This is a genomic window from Candidatus Poribacteria bacterium (genome assembly GCA_028820845.1).
Lineage (GTDB): Bacteria > Poribacteria > WGA-4E > WGA-4E > WGA-3G > WGA-3G.
Genome location: JAPPII010000120.1, coordinates 35,112 through 52,977 on the forward strand (window position 1 = coordinate 35,112; position 17,866 = coordinate 52,977).

At 46.2% G+C, this 17,866-nt stretch carries 13 protein-coding genes; 11 read left to right on the plus strand and 2 right to left on the minus strand.

Features of this window, described 5'->3' with window-relative positions:
• Positions 1–26: 26 nt before the first annotated feature.
• Together OXN25_23010 and OXN25_23015 are read left to right on the plus strand one after the other, a co-directional pair.
• Positions 27–3,050, plus strand: coding sequence for a hypothetical protein (locus OXN25_23010; protein MDE0427737.1), 3,024 nt, complete (start codon positions 27–29; stop codon positions 3,048–3,050).
• Positions 3,051–3,817: 767 nt separating this feature from the next.
• Complete coding sequence (locus tag OXN25_23015) at positions 3,818–4,951, plus strand: ABC transporter substrate-binding protein (protein ID MDE0427738.1); 1,134 nt, start codon at positions 3,818–3,820, stop codon at positions 4,949–4,951.
• A 187-nt stretch (positions 4,952–5,138) separates the two neighbouring features.
• Here the strand turns inward: OXN25_23015 and OXN25_23020 are convergent, their stop codons facing one another.
• Together OXN25_23020 and OXN25_23025 are read right to left on the minus strand one after the other, a co-directional pair.
• Positions 5,139–6,230, minus strand: a complete 1,092-nt coding sequence (locus OXN25_23020; GenBank protein ID MDE0427739.1) for a transposase — start codon at positions 6,228–6,230, stop codon at positions 5,139–5,141.
• A gap of 501 nt (positions 6,231–6,731) precedes the next feature.
• The gene (locus OXN25_23025) at positions 6,732–7,070 is read right to left on the minus strand and encodes a hypothetical protein (GenBank protein MDE0427740.1); all 339 of its coding nucleotides are present in this window, start codon (positions 7,068–7,070) and stop codon (positions 6,732–6,734) included.
• 381 nt (positions 7,071–7,451) lie between these two features.
• Here OXN25_23025 and OXN25_23030 point away from each other — a divergent pair, with 381 nt between their 5' ends.
• From OXN25_23030 to OXN25_23070, 9 genes are all read left to right on the plus strand, one after another.
• A complete protein-coding gene (locus OXN25_23030; GenBank protein MDE0427741.1) occupies positions 7,452–7,676 on the plus strand; it encodes a hypothetical protein in 225 nt (74 codons plus the stop codon).
• Between the two features lie 243 nt (positions 7,677–7,919).
• A complete protein-coding gene (locus OXN25_23035; GenBank protein ID MDE0427742.1) occupies positions 7,920–8,183 on the plus strand; it encodes a hypothetical protein in 264 nt (87 codons plus the stop codon).
• A gap of 235 nt (positions 8,184–8,418) precedes the next feature.
• Positions 8,419–9,282: a hypothetical protein gene (locus OXN25_23040; GenBank protein ID MDE0427743.1), complete on the plus strand. Its 864-nt coding sequence runs from the start codon at positions 8,419–8,421 to the stop codon at positions 9,280–9,282.
• 175 nt (positions 9,283–9,457) lie between these two features.
• A complete protein-coding gene (locus tag OXN25_23045) occupies positions 9,458–10,090 on the plus strand; it encodes a hypothetical protein (protein MDE0427744.1) in 633 nt (210 codons plus the stop codon).
• A complete protein-coding gene (locus OXN25_23050; GenBank protein ID MDE0427745.1) occupies positions 10,087–10,869 on the plus strand; it encodes a biotin/lipoate A/B protein ligase family protein in 783 nt (260 codons plus the stop codon). The genes OXN25_23045 and OXN25_23050 overlap by 4 nt, the downstream gene beginning before the upstream one ends.
• Positions 10,870–10,872: 3 nt before the next feature.
• On the plus strand, positions 10,873–11,952 hold the full coding sequence (locus OXN25_23055) for an SUMF1/EgtB/PvdO family nonheme iron enzyme (GenBank protein ID MDE0427746.1): 1,080 nt from the start codon (positions 10,873–10,875) through the stop codon (positions 11,950–11,952).
• 251 nt (positions 11,953–12,203) lie between these two features.
• A complete protein-coding gene (locus OXN25_23060) occupies positions 12,204–13,052 on the plus strand; it encodes a phytanoyl-CoA dioxygenase family protein (protein MDE0427747.1) in 849 nt (282 codons plus the stop codon).
• A 288-nt stretch (positions 13,053–13,340) separates the two neighbouring features.
• On the plus strand, positions 13,341–15,584 hold the full coding sequence (locus tag OXN25_23065) for a TonB-dependent receptor plug domain-containing protein (GenBank protein MDE0427748.1): 2,244 nt from the start codon (positions 13,341–13,343) through the stop codon (positions 15,582–15,584).
• Positions 15,585–15,605: 21 nt separating this feature from the next.
• Positions 15,606–17,738, plus strand: coding sequence for a TonB-dependent receptor plug domain-containing protein (locus OXN25_23070; GenBank protein ID MDE0427749.1), 2,133 nt, complete (start codon positions 15,606–15,608; stop codon positions 17,736–17,738).
• The last annotated feature ends 128 nt before the right edge of the window (positions 17,739–17,866 follow it).

Consider the following 17,866-nt stretch of genomic DNA (forward strand, 5'->3'; position numbering starts at 1 on the left):
GTATGTTCTCTATGGAGATGTCTGCCATGGAATCTGTGAAGGATATTATCCAACAGTGTCACGAACGGCGACGAAAGGATCTACAACAGCGGGAGACGATTGTCTCACCCACCTTGCACGATGAATATCCTTACCACTATCTCGTTTATTGTGCGCATCGGTATCCCTTGCTTTTGCATGCGCTTGAACAGGCAGATATCTCGTTCATGCCGATTGGACAGGCACCCTTCGATCGGGGTCCAGTGTATCGTGGTGGCACGCGTCTCTTAAGACGACAAGGCATACTCAACTGGGAGCCGAGACGATGGTTTTCGTCGTGGGGGATTCAGGTCTATACAGGAACGCCATCTGCACGCGACGGGGCAAATTGGCACGACATCGAGTTCACCTACAAGGCGATCCGAGACGCGCAGGATGCCGTTGGCGCATGTCTCGACGCACTCGTCAACGCTGTTATGAATCCGCTCCTCACCTTACTTAAAGATGGCGGCTTGCGGTTTTCGTGTCGAATCCCAGACTATCTTCATCCAAATACTATAAATACGAGGCAGTATGTTCACAAGCACCGACCTGGTTTAAATCCGCCTCGCGATCGAGATGTCTACGTACGGGTTGTTGGAAATAAAGGCTACACGCGTTGGGATGCCCGCTACGAGATTCTTAGGGGCAGCCTATTAGACCCGCCTATCATCTCTAAAGACGTGCTTTTTGCGTTTCTTGAGGTCTTACGAGAACAGCTCCATGAATCCGCCCCGGCATCGGAATTAGACACGATAGATGAAACGACCAAGGATACACAGGATTTTGACGATTTCGATTGTATAGAATCGTTAGAAACAGAGTCGTTCGTAAATGAAAGTATCCTTGCAGTGCGACGCGGTGAGCTGGCTCCGATTGGGATTAAACGACCGAGACCGCTCCTTGAGAAAGCGAAACACACTGCAGTAGCGGATGAGAAAAATCTCTCTGAAACGGAAGCTCGCATTCTTGGAATTATCACGGGTGCAATGAGCACGGAAAAGAAATGTGAAATCGAAGCCACGTTTCTTGATACCGCACCTATATGGATCAACGCGAATACCGCACACGATGCTGAAGACGCAGAGCGGTATTATGAAGCGCAGGACGTTTCAGTAGGACGTTGGAAACCGCGAAACCATCGTTGGGAACAGGCGAAATGGATGTCGATTGCTGAACGAATGAAGAACCCTTTCGCGCGGGGAAACGTCTGCGAAGATGCAGAGAGATGCGATGCCTTAGAACAGAAAGGCGGTGATCCGAACAAAAGTATCTGCCCGAGTTGCTCGGTTTATGACGCGTGTCAAGCGCGTGGGTATCTTTCTCAATTCAAGGCACTCAAAAAGAAACAGGTCATTGTATCAGAGATTCCGAATCTCTTTTTGGACCGGCGGTACGCGGCGTTTGTTGACGCGCTGATTGTTCCCAGTAGGGTCTGTATTATAAATGATTCTGAATCCCAGCTCACGCAACTCTTTTCAGAACATCGTCTCTCAAGCGAAATTCTTGAAGGTTGGCTCATTAATTGGAGCGGCGCGGCGTTAGGTCAATTCGCGAAAACAGTCCTGAACGCTATTCGGATTACAGACAGTCAGCATGGTGATATCGCTAAGCGGATTCGCACGGTTATTCAGGCATTTGAAGGGTTAGAAGATAGCATTGTTCAGCAGCTGCATCAGGTAAATTGTACAGATAAAGAGAGTAGCAGGGCTGCCATGGATATGGATAGTGCGATCCAACTTGAGGTTTTGGATATATCGACCTCAGAGAACATAGAGAAACTCCCAAATGTATATCGCGACCCAGAGTGGACGTTATGGCATCAATTGAAGACATTTTTTGCGTATTACACCCGCGATGTGGATGCTCCGATGTTTGTCGATGATGGGATTCTGCGGTTCTGGTTACCATCAAAAATTCATCAAGAGATTCAGCACCTTGTGTTCATATCACCAGCGTTTTCGGAAGATTGTTTCAAAGAAGTCTTTCCTGAAGAGACTGTCTCGGTGAGACAGGCTGAATCGCAGGAGACATCGCTTTCAGGCAATAAGGCTTTTCAGCTGCGGAGCGCACCGCATATCTCCCATGCAATCGCAAACTACGAGGTTAATTGGGACGTGTTTAGTCTTTCTAAAATTGCAAATCGCTTTTTTACCGGTATCTATCAAGAAACGAAGCGGCATCCGGATCGTAAGCATGTTGTTATTTCGAGCACAAGCGCAAAGATAATGTTGAAAAATGTTCTTGATAATATTATCAACTATCACGATCTCATCAAAGACACCCCAGCACACGCTGAGGAGTTGCGAACCGCTTTTGAAACTACTGACGTTTACTACGACCGCATCAAAGGTCTACAATCTATCTTTGAAGCTGCTGATGTTGTCTGGATCGTCGGTACGCCCTATTGGCAACCGAAATTTGTCTGGGAACAAGCGAAAGTTCTGTTTGGAAACCGAGTGGAGCCGTTAAATTATAATTTGACGATGAACCCCTATCAATTTGAAGATGAACGGATACAGGGACTCTACGAACAAAACGCCATCGGCTCGCTGACACAGATGATTCGTATTGCTGGATTCAACGAGTCATCAGACAAAACACTGGTTCTCAACACAGCTTTACGTATACCCTTTGTTACCGATGCACCAGAGACAGAATTATTTGATTGGGAAGACTTTGAAATCGCTGGTGGGTTGGATGAACTTTCAAAGACGATTCGGATACGTGAGGATTACGAGGCAGAATACGCGAACATGGATGCATCGTGGGATCGAAAACGCGTTGAGTATCTGCTCGGTGTTTCTAAGTCGCAAGCGAACCGGATCTTGACGAGATTGAGGGGGAGTAAACTCGAGCGTATCCCATTTCATGTCCAGATCCTCGATCTGCTCTCAGATGGAGAGAAAACAACATCTGAAATCGTTGAAGCAATTCAGGGGAATCCGGGTGCCATTAAAAACGAACTCACCCATCTTGTAGAAACAGGCGAGATTGTCAGGATCCGACGCGGTGTTTATGCATTGGCATAGTTAAGTTCCTACCCTTTCAAAACGCATTTTTTGCAAAAAATCCACCAAAATAAGATTTTTTCATACATAAATTGAATTTTTTCTTGCAAAACTGAATTAATTTGTGTATAATACTATTAGTATGACTAAAATCCATTCATACATTATACGTCATTATGATTTCAGTCATACAGAATTCAAACTGAAATCCATTCATAATTTATAATTTATACTCAGACATCATCATGATTTCAGTTATATAGAATTCAAAAGAAAATTTCGGTAGAGCGCAGAGAGGATAATCTTAGCAGGCTTCCTCTCTGCTGCTCACCGACTCCTTCTTCAAGTCCCTCCGGTTGAAGGTTAAGTCCTACTTGACTAAAATGCCAAAATTTAGTATAATTCTTAGATATTAACGTGTGTTTGAAAAGGTTTAGGTCCAGGGTCGTTTAGTTTATATATTTACGTTATATCTGTGAATATTTTTCAGGCTTTTTTGACCTTCCCACCCGGTAGGCGAGGTTTTGCAGCGTACTCGCTCAAATGCGACGTGCATTCCTAACCTCGCTGGCTCAGTAAAACAGACACGCGACTCGATAAATTCTTAAAACTAAACAGCCCTAGGTCGTGTTTACATTGCCTAAGTTTTGGCATTTTGGCACCGTTTCTCAAAGCCATTACCAACGTCTATGTGGGGAATCCTGAAGTCTATGGACGCTTCTCGGCTGCTATCAACTGAATATTAGACTGAACCTGGAGGCTTTGGCCTAAAAACATAGGAGTAGTTTATGAATCCGAAAATTTTTAGGGTAACACTATGTGTATTACTCACACTCTCAGTCGCTTGCCTTTCTGAAGATGTCGGAATAGCTGAAGAACCAATGGCTCCACTTAAAGTGGGTTTGATTCATCCGTTGCTAAATTACGCTACTTTTGGCGACGGAGCAAGACTCGCATTAGCCGAAATCAATAAGACAGGCGGTGTTCTTGGGAGGCAGGTAGAATTTATCTATAAAGTAGAAATAGGAAGCATTGCTGATGCTGCCAAAGAATTAGCTGAAATAGAAAATGTTGTCGCTATATTAGGTCCCATGTTTTCAAGTAGTGCTGTTAAAGTTGGACCGATCATCAATATCCCTGTTATTGTGGGGGCAACAGGAGCCGACGTGACGAACACTGGTAATGACCCGAGAGATTTCCTCTTTCTCGTGGCGAATTCAAATGCCTTGCAAGCAGAAGTCATGGCAGGTTTTGTGGTGAACGACCTCGGAAAGAAAACTGCAGCCATGATTTGGCAGAACGGGGATGTGTACTCTAAAGGTTTCGTTAACACATTTGACGCGATTTTCAGGAAACTTGGCGGGCGCATTGTTGTCAGTCAAACGTATGAGCAAGACGATACAATGTTTGACGCACAACTTGCGATAATCAAAGAGGCAAGCCCTGACGTTCTGCTTCTCGCAAGTTTTCCGCCAGAGAGCCCGCTCATAGTAAAGCAGGCACGGGAGATGGGCATTAAATCCACCTTTATCGGCAGCGATGGTTGGGATGATTCGTTGATGTTAGACATTTTAGAGGATAACACACCCCTCGAAAATTCCTACTATTGTAGTATCTCAGACGAGCTTGACCCAGATTTTACTGTGGCTTATGAAACTATGTTTGGGGATCAGACTATTGGTATTGCACCATTAGGTTACGATGCCATGAAATTATTGGCAATAGCCATTGAAAACGTGCAATCAACAGACCCTGTTATGATTCGGGATGCAGTTACAGCTATCACTGACTACCAAGGGGCAACAACTATTTCCGGCTTTGATGAGAACCGTCATCCTATCAAACCTGCTGCGGGTATCCGCGTGTTCAAAATTGTTGATGGTCAACCCCAGGAATACACTATTGTGAAGGCAAGTCAGTAACCGCTGTTTAGGACTTAAACAAATCTCACAAACCTATTAAAATGTATTAGAATCTATACAAATCTAACGTGTTTGTTTGATTGATGCCGTAATTCCTGCTTCAACGTCCACTGCCTCCCAACGAGGTCTTACACGAACTCCACAGGCATTTTACTTCTCCTCGCAACTCGTGGCGAAGTGTTAAGGTTTAAGTTGGACACAGGTTGATAGCAGCATTTAGGTCTCTGTCGCATTCAAAGCTACATTCAGAGCAGTGATAGGTGCGTTCTGAGAGCGTCAAATCTGCTTTCTTGTGTCCGCAATGGCTACATGTTTTGGAACTCGCAAAGAATTGCGGTGCTTCGGTTATCGGTATACCACGCCTATCCGCTTTATACTTGAGTTTCGTTAGGAAACCCCCAAGTGCTGAATCCGATAGTGCCTTTGTGAGTTTACGGTTTTTGAGCATATTGGTAATCTTAAGCGTTTCAATACCGATGGCACTTGCCTTACGGACAATCCGTATTGTCGCTTGGTGGTGAGCGTCCTCACGGATATTCGCGATACGTGCGTGAACAGCAGAAAGCACATCTTTCGCTTTATACCAGTTCTGACTACCTTTTTGTCGACGAGAGAGTCTACGGTTCGCACGTGCCACCTTTCGCTCATATCGTTTCAGTGGGCGTGGATTCTCATAAGTTGTGCCGTCTGAACAGGTAGCAAGCGTATTGATACCCACGTCAACACCTATCGGTTGTCTATCGTCAAACAAAAGGGCTTGGTGATTATAGTTATTGCTATCCAAGTTCCTGACGGTAATAGCCACAAACCACTTGTTGTTATGTTTTGACACAACAACTTTCGTGATTTCACCAGTCCACTGGAGTTCCTCACGTATGCGTATCCAACCGATTTTAGGGAGATTGATACGCTTTTTGTAGACTTCAACAGTTCCGAGTCCATTATCTGCTTGGTAAGAGCATTTACCAGATCGGTGCTTATAGACGGGAAACTTGTTTTGTCCTTTTTTCCAACGCGCGACAGCGTCTCCAAGATTGTGTATCGCATTCTTGGAGGCATTCTGTGAGAGTGCTTTACACCAGTCAAACTTCTTATATTTGATGGCATTGAATTCACGCTTTAGGTCAATATAACTTCGCCATTCGTCTGTATCCAAGCCTACTTTGAAGGACGATAAAGCGAAGTTATACGCAACACGAGCATAACCTGCATGCTGTGCCATAAGCGTCGACTGCTTATTATTCGGGTTGAGTGCTATCTTCTGTGTTCGTAAACTCATGGTTATCAGGTATCAGGCTTTCATCCGTGTGTAAGTCGGAGGCAAGCACATTACCAAGCGGTAATGCTTACACTGCTTGCCAACCTGATACGTTAATTATACGACGGTTCTGTGCGTTTTGTCAAGGTAAATTTGTATAAATTTGACTATATTTTAGATGACTGCAACCTACCCCACCCTAAAGGGCGAGGAAATTTGTCATGAATGCCAGCCAAGGCTATAGATGGGCCGAGGGTAACTTGTTGACTACCGTTCTTCTCAAGGACACTGTGTCAGGTCTTAGTAGCAAGTAGTGCAAGTCTTGTCAACTGACGCATGCTGCTCTTTTGTTCCATGATGCCCGTCGCATGAATCAACACGGAACGCGCGTGGGGCATTCCAAATCAACGCCGAGCACGCGTGTGACACTCGCCGGGACTTTACGCCGCAAACAAGAATTTTCAAATCAGGTACTAATGCCACACAGGGCCTCTGGTGGGAAATAACATCCTATTTGGCAGATCAGAGGTTCCCTTCGCGTGCCCGTTCAATCAAACGTGCAATCATTCGCTGTTCAACTTCAATTAGGGTGCGTCCTATGCGCATTCGCGCCTGAACTTCATTAATAGCACGCTTTTTGCTCAGGACCCCTAACCCAAGGATACCTATATCAAATTTGGGACGCTGTCGAATGCGTTCCGCAACCAATTCTGACTGTTGCTCAGAGGTCAATTGGATAAAGGAAAACCGGGCGGGTTCTTCTTCTACCACTTTCCGTAAAGAGAGCCACTGCCCGTCAGGAGCCAGAGCCACTGGACGGCTCCAGTGGTCTTCAGGGATCGTTGGTATGCTATTCGCCATGAGTGTCTCCTTGAAGAGGATCAAAACGGTTTAGAGAAACCCGTAATTACTAAAATCAGTTAGCAGATAGTATACCACAAAAAGGAGTAAGAGTCAAACAAAAGCGGGTAAAGTCAGGATGTGAAAAAATAGAGACTTTCTATCCGCCACCCTGACCTTTCCATCTTGATTCTTGGGATAATTTTACTTGAAAACGAGGTTTGGCTGTGCTATTCTATGAATGAGATGATTTCTATTAGAATCTACACAGACAGATGATAAATCGCCTGACTACCAATAGATGCATCTTCAAAATATATGTGGGTATCAAAAGAGGTATGGTTCGTAGTAGCGCAATTCATTGCACATTATGGAATTTCTGAATTCATAGAGGAGAGAAACATGAAACGCTATGGAAATCGTCACGGAAATTCGGGAATCGCTGCTTATGAGGAGGGACCGGATTTCATCAGAATCCAGTTTACGAGTGGTGGTGTCTATCTGTACACCTACGACAGTGCAGACGAGGATGACATTGAAGAGATGAAAGCATTAGCGCGAGAAGGCAACGGGTTGAACAGATTCATCAACGACTTTCGGCCCGGTTATGCAAGACGAGAACGTTAATCGGTTCGTAGTAAGGTGATTTATCGCTTGTGTTAAGTCGCAGTTCATTGCGCCTCAGATGAAACTTACGACTTCATCATTAGACAATGGAAAGAAAATCATGATCGAATACAGAAAAGGATAAAGCACTTTGTATCTTTGGTATTTTCAGTATTTTTCCTATCTTGTATAGTAACTGTCGCAACTGCTCAGACTTCTCAACAGATCGCTCAAAAAGCCTTCCGTTCCACGGTGTTGCTTGTCATGGAAGATGCCAACGGTCAACCGCTCTCATTGGGTAGTGGATTCTTCGTCGGAGATGGCCAAATTGCGACCAATCTCCACGTTGTAGAAGGGGCAGTAAGAGGCTACGCAAAACTGGTAGGCAAAGAGACAAAATTTAACATAGAAGGCTACACCGCGGTTGATGAGAAACGGGATTTAATAATCCTAAAGGCTGTCGCTTTTGGCACACAAGCAGTTTCACTTGGCAATAGTGATTTCGCTCCGGAACAGCTAAGCGTGTAACAGGCGACGTCAGTGACAGTAGTGTTAAGAAGTTATCAACACATCTCGGTCCCGCGGACAGTTCTGAACCTACTACTTTTCGTAAAGTAATAAAAACATGGGTGAAGTTCAGAATTCTTGACTTTGAAATAGTGAGATGATATTGTCGAATAACACCTGTATGACAAAGATAAAACCTTTTTCTCCAATTAGCATGGACTCATTGGATAGTTTTTTCAATAAATAAGGATGAAGTATGATATGGATCAAGGAAGTCTGGGTTATTTTGGGCGGACTTGGTGGACTCGCGGCAATTATCCTCCTCCTGATGGAATGCCTCGATAGATGGAATCATCGTTGGAATCGGCGTATACTTTATACAATCGGCATTGGGATTACTTGGGAACGTGCTATTGATCCGGAATTAACCCTCCGTCTCTATGCAAAAAAAATAAAACGATTCGGGTACAATGCAATAAATTATGCTGACTTTCCAAGTGGTGCTGAATTATTAGCTGGCAGTTCAATAGCCATAGCTGAAGATGGGTTGAAAGTCGACTGGTGGACACGGGACATGGATTGGTTTGATGAGTGGCCCCCTGAAGAACCGGAGATGCTTTATCAAATCCCATGGGGTGCTAATACTTTTAAAGAACTGTTAGAGCGATCCAACCGCGATTGGTCTTCTATGAACACGGAAAACCAAGTAGAGATTCGAGGTTGGAATAAATGGAGTCAACGCAGAATCTATACGCTCACTATTGGTATAGCAAAGTTAGCTCCTGGTGTTGATCCAATGCTTAACTTTTGTCTTTATTCACAAAACATTAAACGATTTGGTCGTGATTCAATTGATTACAGAAAATATTCAGAGTACGCAGAACTATTGGCTGTTACGAAGGTATTACCTGCTAGAGACGGTCTCAAAATCCATTGGGCGACACGGGATCGATACCTAAAATATCATAATAATTGGCCTCCAAAAATATATAATATTCTATATCAGGTTCCCTGGAGTGCTAATACTTTCAAAGAACTGCTAAAGCAATATTTACGTGAAAATAAAGTCTTTTTTAACGATAAAGGTAAAATAGATAGCCGTAGACGTAATAAAACCTAACAATTGAAAAGAAATCTATACATGCGTGTCAATCCACATAATTCCCTTCAATACTAATGAACACCAAGATAAATAAAAAAAAGAAACCCTTATTGAAATAAAAATCCTTGACACCCCACCCTAAACCGTATACAATAAAACCCCAAGTAAGACATATCGGATGCGGAGGTCTCCCATGCCGACAATCGAAAAAGTTTTTGACTCCCCAGGTCCACAACCCAACGGAATGCAAGCCACAGCAGAAGGGCTCTGGATTCTTGACCAGCAGACCAATGAGGTGCATCTCGTCTCCTACGACGGCGATGTAAAAAAGACACTCGCCACTGGCTCCGACAGAGGCAGTGGGATCACAGATACAGGCGATACCCTCTGGCTCGCCTCTACCTACAGTTGTGAAATCCTTTCAACGGATCCAGAAACCGGTAAAACATTCGCCTCTTACGACACACCCGGTGCAGGACAGACCGGTGCACACGGCTTAGAATGGCGCGACAATAAACTCTGGTTGGCAGTGCCTCCCGCTGCGACCATCTATCAGGTCGATGTCGAAGACGGTTTCAAGGTGATTCACACGCTCCCGGCTCCCGGCGATCGACCCCACGGCATCGCATGGATTGGCGACGATCTCTGGTGTGTTGAGACGAACCATCGCGCAATCTTTCACCTCAACCCAGAGGACGGCAGCCATCTGAACAAAATCGAGATACCCGAACCTCATCCCGAACCCCATGGAATGACGTACTGGGATGGATATTTCTGGTACTGCGATGCACACACCACAGCAGTGTGCCGCGTAGCGTTATCATGATGCAAACAACCGGACGGCTATTGAAGATGGAAGCAAACCGTGCGGCGATGAACATGGCAGTTGACGAAGCGATGCTGCTCTCACAGAAAGAACAGCCGAATCCGACACTGCGATTTTACACATGGTCGTCCGCAGCGTTCAGTTTCGGCTATTTCCAAGACATTGCCTCAGAAGTTGACGTGGAGGCGTGTCGTGCAGACGACATCGAGTTAGTGAAACGGATGACAGGCGGCGGCACTGTCGTACATGGATGGGATTTAACTTATACGCTAATCCTCCCGCGTCATACAGGCGAAAAGAGTATCTCCGAAGTGTATCAACGTCTCGGAGAAGGCCTCGTCAAGGCATTTGAAACACTCGGTATCCCCGCGGAGTGCCATGCTGTGGATACCGATGTCTCGCAAACCAGCCAAAATATCTGCCTAACAAACCCCGCCGATTACGATGTCATGTGCCAGGGCAAAAAATTGGCAGGCGTTTCTGTCAGGCGAAACCGAAACGGGATGATGTTTCAAGGCTATATTTCACTATATATGCCGCCTGTGTCTATCCTAAGACGTGTCTCAAGAGACTGCGAAGTCCAGCAGATATTGATCGAAAAATCGACTGCCATCAATACAGATGGACGTTCCATAACTAAAAGCGTACTCATCAAAGCAATATCTGAAACATTTAACATCGGCATTGCGTTTTATTCAGGTAAATTGTCATCGGTGGAGCGCGCGCAAGCAGAAACCTTAGCCGAAACCAAGTATACCACAGCGACGTGGAACTTTTAATCAATGAATCAAGGGCGAAAACCTCCTAACACTGTGCTCATCCCATCCGGTGCGTTTATTATGGGCACTGACATTGAAGCCTTTTACGGCACGGCTTTAGCGAATTCGGAGCATGCCAAACTCGATGAGGCACCAATGCATGTCCGCTTTCTCGAAGCATATCTCATTGAGCAGTATCCGGTAACCAACGCCGAATACGCCCTTTTCGTGCGGGAAACCGGTCATTCTCCACCATCACATTGGAAAAATGGGAACTTCACACCCGAAGAAGCAAATCTCCCTGTCGTCCATGTAAGTTGGTATGACAGTAACGAATACGCACAATGGGCAAACAAGCGGCTTCCGACAGAGGCAGAATGGGAGAAAGCCTGTCGCGGTCCCGATGGTCGGATTTATCCGTGGGGCAATATTTTTGTTTCTGAGGAATCTGAATCGGCAGAAACCGCGCCAGAAAGTTCAGAAATCCTAACAGCACACCTCACCCCTATAGGTGTGCGTCCTGCTATAGTGAGTCCTTACGGAATCGGCGAAGCCGTCGGAAATGTTTGGGAATGGACTGCAGATTGGTATCAACCCTATCCCGACACAAAGCGTCAAAAAAATGGACGCAATCTGGACGATAAACACAAAATCCTACGCGGCGGCTCGTGGTTGGAAGTCCGTGATGGAACGGCGGAACGCTATTTTCGGTGTGCCAATCGCTTACACGCGCCACCAGATTACACTGCTGGTAATATCGGATTCCGTTGCGTGCGGGAGGCACCGCCCGGGCAAGTTGCGTCAGTACATGTTCCCATAGCGCCGCTTATTGACTATATAAAGCAACGAAAACTCGCGAATCTGCAGCTCCTTCAAAAACGGACAGAGAAAAATAGCTTCAAAGATATACTGATTGCCGCTTTCCTTATCGGTGGAGCAGTTTACGGTATTACGGTGAAACCTGAGTTAGCATTAGGGGGTGTAACCGCTGGCATTATCGGCCTCGGTTTTCTCTGTAGTGCCGGTGTCAATTTTTGGAGAAGATGGCGCGCCGTGAAGCGTGCGAAGCAGGTAGCCTCTGAAAACTTTGTAGCTTCTCATTAGGCTGGACTTACGCACCTCACTGGTAGGTGCGGTTTCTAACCGCACCGATCTTCACTGGTAGGTGCGGTTTCTAACCGCACCGATCCTATAATAGGAATAAGAACCCTTACTGTCCAAAGATAAGCACCTCAAATCAATTTTGCGTAAGTCTTTTAGAAATATCTTTGATGTTGACGTGAATTTAAATTCAGTGTAAACTTTTCACAAATTAATGCATCGCGACGCAAAGTCGCTTCTACAAGGGGAAAACAATGAACCCGCTATGTCTGGAACACTGTTTGACTGAGTCAGAAAAACAGCAATTTGAAGAGAACGGTTTCTTTGCAGTTGAGGATGCGATCCCACAAGAAATGGTCGACAGATTGATCGCCGCTGTTGACCGAGTCGGAGCGGAGCATTTAGGTAAAGAGGAACTTCCCACCGATGCGCGCTTCAATCTCCTCGATTTCGTCGGCAGGGACGAAGCCTTTATTGAATTGCTCGATTGGCACACAACTTTCCCAAAAGTGTGGGGAATTTTGGGGTGGAACATCAAACTCTACCATTCTCACTTGATTGTGATGCCCCCGCTGCCGCCGGAGGAACATAACGAGCAGAAACGTCTCGGCTGGCATCAAGACAGTGGTAGACTCAACTTCGAGTTGGAGGGCGAGCCGCGCCCACGTGTATCCTTGAAAGTCGCATTTTTCCTCACTGACACATCTATTCCCGGACGCGGCAACTTCTCCGTGATACCGGGGAGCCAGAAATGGAATACAATCGAAATGCCCGAAGACAAGACCGCGGATCCTGAAAACGCAACCCCTGTTTTCGCCAAACCCGGAACCGCCGTCTTTTTTGACCGAAGACTCTGGCATGCTGCAGGACGAAATACCTCCGATGTCATTCGTAAAGTCCTCTTCTACGGCTATAGCTACCGCTGGTTGCAACCTCGCGACGACATGACCGTGGCACACTGGATGGAACGCTCTGATCCAATTCGTCAGCAGATTTTGGGAAAAAGCACGGGCGGACACGGCTATACCTCTCCCGGTGAAAAAGATGTACCACTCCGCACATGGATTCAGGAAAATCTCGGTGCTGAGGCGGTCGCCCGTTAGAACACAAAACAATGGGCGGGAGCCAAACCCGCCCTTAAATAGAATGCCTACAAAGTCCCAAACCAACGGAAATTAAACTTCCCAGAAAGTTAAAACCCCTACTTTTCCATTTGCTTGGCAATTCTACAACAGAAAATTGTATACTTTCTATTGCATAACACCACACAATTTTCTAAAACACCCAGGAGCACAGCCTCGAACTTCATGTAAACATTTCGCTGGCTGCTAACGTTTGCATACACCAGAAACTATCCTCTAAGACATCAAGAAAAGGAGTTGCCAACCGCCATGAAAACATTTCTCTGCCTGCTAACGTTCCTTTTCGTGCCAACCATTGCCTTTTCCCAAACAGGCACAATCGAAGGCACCGCCTATAACAACATCACACAGGAACCGTTAGTAGATGCAGAAGTCCGGATTGTTCAGACAGATGAACGTCAAAAAACAGATGAAAATGGAAAGTTCGTTTTCAGCACCGTCCCTGAGGGTGCCTACACTTTAGTTATAACTTCGGTTGACCCCGAATTAACACATGAAAGCTCAATTCTTGTTGTAGCAGGGCAGACCTCAAAGCCAGAGATTTACGTCGGTACAGCGCAGTACCGTCTTGATGAGGTCGAGGTAACCGGCGAACGGGACCCTAAAACCGTCAGCAAAAAAAGTATCCAATCACAAGAAATTACACGTCTACCCGGCACAGGTGGTGACGCGCTCCGCGCCCTTCCCGCTATTCCGGGAATTGGTGTTGCGAACGATTTCAGCGGGGCACTTTATATCCGCGGTGGCTCCGATGAAGATAACCTCTACTACTTCGACAGGGTTCCCGTCGGTTATCCATATCACTTTGGCGGACTCGTCTCGTCCTTAAGCTCCGAAATTATTGATCGAATTGATGTCTATGCTGGAGGCTATGGTGCCGAGTATGGCGTGGATTCCCAAGCCGTCATTGACATCTACTCACAAGACAATAGCCGAGCGAATCTCGGTGGAAAGTTTAATCTCAATCTTCTCTACTCAGAGGGTCTTCTCGAAGGTAAAATCGGTGAAAACGGGTTCTGGTATGCCGCGGGCCGTAGAAGCTACATTGACCTATTCGTCGGATCGCTGGCGTTTGACGCTGGTGCTATCACTGCTTTTCCGCGTTTCTGGGACTATCAACTCAAGGCAGGATACGATCTGAGTGAAAAACATCAACTCTTTTTTAACCTCTTTGCCTCAGGCGACCGATTTGCCCTGAAACTCGACGGTGAAGACGTAGACGAAGATTTTAGAGGAAACATCAGTTTCGAGAGCGGTTTCGAGGGCGCAGGCCTCCACCTCCGCTCCTTTCTCACAGATCGACTCACCTCTTACCTATCGCTAACCCGATCAGATTTCCTCTTTGATGCCAATTTCGGTCCAACGATCTCCTTGAAAATTGACGCGCCCAACTACACACTTCGTGAAGACCTTATATACGAACTAAATCCGAGGCACCGTTTGGAATCCGGGTTAATTCTCGGACTCGAACCCGGACAGGTTACTGGCACTTTCACTCGGATACCCGATGAGGGGGAAGTCGACTTTGATATCCGACTTGAAGAAAAGGTCGATTTAGACGAATACGTGCGCGGACAACGTATCGAAGGCTACCTGCAAAACAGACACACACTCCTGCCATATCTATCCCTCGTCTATGGACTCCGTTTCGATTATTTCAACCGTATTGATGAACTCTCTATCCAACCGAGAGGCAGTATCCTGATAGGACTGCCCAACAGTTCCGAACTTCAATTTTCTTACGGACTTTACAACCAGACCCCCCTGCCAGCACTCCTCTCTCCGAGCATAGGAAACCCGGCTTTAAAGTCAAGTCAGGCAAGTCATTATATCCTTGAACTCAAACGGCAACTCTCGCAAGACACAGAAATCAAAATGGCGGCTTATTACAAGGACCTGAGGGGCTTGGTGACTGTTGATGAGGAAGCCGCTTATCTGAACCAAGGTGAAGGTTACGCACAAGGCACCGAAATCTTCCTACGGCACCAGAGTGGCGAACGATTTTTCGGTTGGATTTCTTACGCCTACGCGCTTTCTGAACGTAGAGACCGCCCCGGTGAACCCTATCGACCCTACTCCTTTGATCAGACACACGTGGCAACGATCGCCGCAAGCTACAACCTCACGCCTACCTGGGAGTTCGGCGCGAAATGGCAGTACCGAACCGGGAACCCCTATACGCCTCGTGAAGGCACAAATATCGGGGTTGACCCAAGGAACGGAGAACCTATCTTTATCCCAATTTTCGCAGAAACTTATTCGGACCGTTTGCCACCGTATCACAGGTTGGATCTGCGCGTCAGTAAAACCTTCCAATTCGGCAACTGGAAACTCGGGACATTTCTCGAACTCCTGAATGCCTATAACCGCGCAAACTTGCTCGATTTCAATTATCCCGAGGATTGTCGAACACCAGAGGACTGCCTCGAAAGACGAAACGACATCAACCAGTTACCTATTATCCCTTATTTGGGGATTACAGCAGAATTCTAATCATTTTTAGGACCCAGGAACGTGAGATATATATTAATTCTTTTAATGCTGGTAGGTACACTGAATGCCTTCGCGCAAACCGATGATACCGAAAAGCTGGACCCAACTGAGAACGACACATCAGGCGAGGCCACCCGTTTAGATCCAATCCCGGTTGAAGTCCAACGGTTAGAGAAGAAGCCGCGTCATACCTTCAGTGGTAGGGCAATCCGGAGTGCAATGGGGAGCGGTGGAGATCCGATTCGCGTGCTAAATAGCCTCCCAAGTGTCGGCCTCCTAAATGATTTCGTCGGAATCCTCTCTGTCCGCGGGGGCGGACCTGAAGACAATCTTTACTACTTTGATCGATTACCGTTAGGTTATCCATATCACCTCCAAGGAATCGTTTCAACGGTCAACGCTGAAGTGATTGAAAATATCGAGGTATATCCGGGTGGATACGGAGCAGAATTCGGTTCCGACTCACAAGCCGTGATTGACATCCACTCCCGCACGAAGACTGATACCGCTTTCGGAGGAACAGTCAACTTTAACCCAGTATATGGACAAGCCTTCTTTGAAGGAAACGTAGGAGAACGCGGGTATTGGTACGCCTTTGGACGGCGGAGTTATATGGAGCCGCTCTTTGAATTACTACCTCGTCTGTTGGAAATCGAAAACGATTTGGTAACCGAGGTACCAAGTTTCTGGAGTTATCAGGGAAAAGCAGTCTATCAATTAAACAGCACTCACAAGTTAGTTATCAACGCCATTGCGGCAGATGATTCCGCTAAATTTAATTTCACTTCGGCCGAAGTGTCTGATGGCGACTTGCAGGGTCCGCTAAGTTCAAATAACCCGTTCGATTCACAAGGCATTCATCTCTATTCTGAGAAAGAGAGTCAGTTCAGCTCCGTTGTATCACTGACGCGCTCGTTCTCTCGTACAGAATTCATTTTTGGCGAAGGCTACTCCTATCGAAATACCGAAAGCGTCTATGCCCTACGGGGAGATCTTGAGTATTGGGCTAAGTTTCCAAAAACGCTATTGGAGTCGGGTTTCGTTCTTTCGAGACTCCCTTCAACATTGATTAGCGACGGGGCGCGTCCACCTGAAGAAGGGGATCCCGACTATAACTTCAGACTCAAACAAGATGGAGAGAAAATTTTTACCTCTACACCTACAATCTCACACCGCCTTGAAGGATATTTGCAAGCAACGCAGCAACTACCTTCGTTCCGTTATGCTGACCTCTACGCCACTGTCGGGATGCGGACGAGTTACCTCAGTCTGATAGACACGTTTTCACTGCAGCCGCGCGGGCTCCTCGGTGTAACACTCGGACCGGGTTTCGCGAATGTCGATGGACTTTCGCTTTTCCCAGTAGACCTACGCTTCATGTACGGTATTTACATCCAAAACCCACAACCCTATCAAGTGTTGCTCGGGAAGGAGAACCCAGAAATCACTCCCAGTTTGGCAAAGCATTATGTCATAACCTTGCAAAAAGAACTAAAACCTCAGAAGTCCTTAGTTTCGCAAATGAGAGTCGGCATTACTGGTTATTACAAAGACCTTCAAGATATGATTACCTACAATGAATCCGAAAGCCGCTATCAGAATCAGCGGACTGGATACGTGAGAGGGATCGAGATTTCATTGGAACATGAAATCGGTAACACCTTTCGGAGTTGGCTCTCCTATGCCTATACCATCTCCAAACGTCAAGACTCACCAAGGGACGAGGAGCGCTTTTATATGTATAGCACACCACATGTTTTGGGAATTGGTCTGAATTATCTACTGGGATCTTGGGAATTTGGCGCGAATTGGCAATATAAGAGCGGCATTTTGTATTCACCGTTGTTAGATAGAGAACCCTATACCAATCCGTTTACAAAAAACGAGACGTGGCTGCCAATCTACGGCGATCCAGAACGCACCGCAGCATATCATCGCTTGGATCTACGGTTCCATCGGTCTCTTCAGATTGAGGAATTCCATTGGTACTTCATTCACATCAACAACTGGAAAGGCGGAGTCACCTTTGAACTGTGGAATGCTTATAACCGTACTAATCTCCTTCAAGTCCGTTACAATCAAGATTACACAAAAGAGGTACCGATCGCGCAATTACCTATCGTTCCCTTCATCGCACTGACGCTCGAATTTTGATTAACCTGTGCCAGTGAGATTCATCAAGTCCTCATCCAAAATTCCTCTTTTTTTACAGTAAAACCTAAAAATAAACGCAATAAGTAGTTTTGGGATTGGTTAAATCCTTGTTAGCGGCAAATTTGATA

Coding starts and splice junctions, on each gene's coding strand:
- OXN25_23020 (MDE0427739.1), bottom strand. CDS start 6,230: ATGAGTTTACGAACACAGAAGATAGCACTCAACCCGAATAATAAGCAG.
- OXN25_23015 (MDE0427738.1), top strand. CDS start 3,818: ATGAATCCGAAAATTTTTAGGGTAACACTATGTGTATTACTCACACTC.
- OXN25_23055 (MDE0427746.1), top strand. CDS start 10,873: ATGAATCAAGGGCGAAAACCTCCTAACACTGTGCTCATCCCATCCGGT.
- OXN25_23050 (MDE0427745.1), top strand. CDS start 10,087: ATGATGCAAACAACCGGACGGCTATTGAAGATGGAAGCAAACCGTGCG.
- OXN25_23045 (MDE0427744.1), top strand. CDS start 9,458: ATGCCGACAATCGAAAAAGTTTTTGACTCCCCAGGTCCACAACCCAAC.
- OXN25_23010 (MDE0427737.1), top strand. CDS start 27: ATGGAATCTGTGAAGGATATTATCCAACAGTGTCACGAACGGCGACGA.
- OXN25_23060 (MDE0427747.1), top strand. CDS start 12,204: ATGAACCCGCTATGTCTGGAACACTGTTTGACTGAGTCAGAAAAACAG.
- OXN25_23040 (MDE0427743.1), top strand. CDS start 8,419: ATGATATGGATCAAGGAAGTCTGGGTTATTTTGGGCGGACTTGGTGGA.
- OXN25_23065 (MDE0427748.1), top strand. CDS start 13,341: ATGAAAACATTTCTCTGCCTGCTAACGTTCCTTTTCGTGCCAACCATT.
- OXN25_23025 (MDE0427740.1), bottom strand. CDS start 7,070: ATGGCGAATAGCATACCAACGATCCCTGAAGACCACTGGAGCCGTCCA.
- OXN25_23035 (MDE0427742.1), top strand. CDS start 7,920: ATGGAAGATGCCAACGGTCAACCGCTCTCATTGGGTAGTGGATTCTTC.
- OXN25_23030 (MDE0427741.1), top strand. CDS start 7,452: ATGAAACGCTATGGAAATCGTCACGGAAATTCGGGAATCGCTGCTTAT.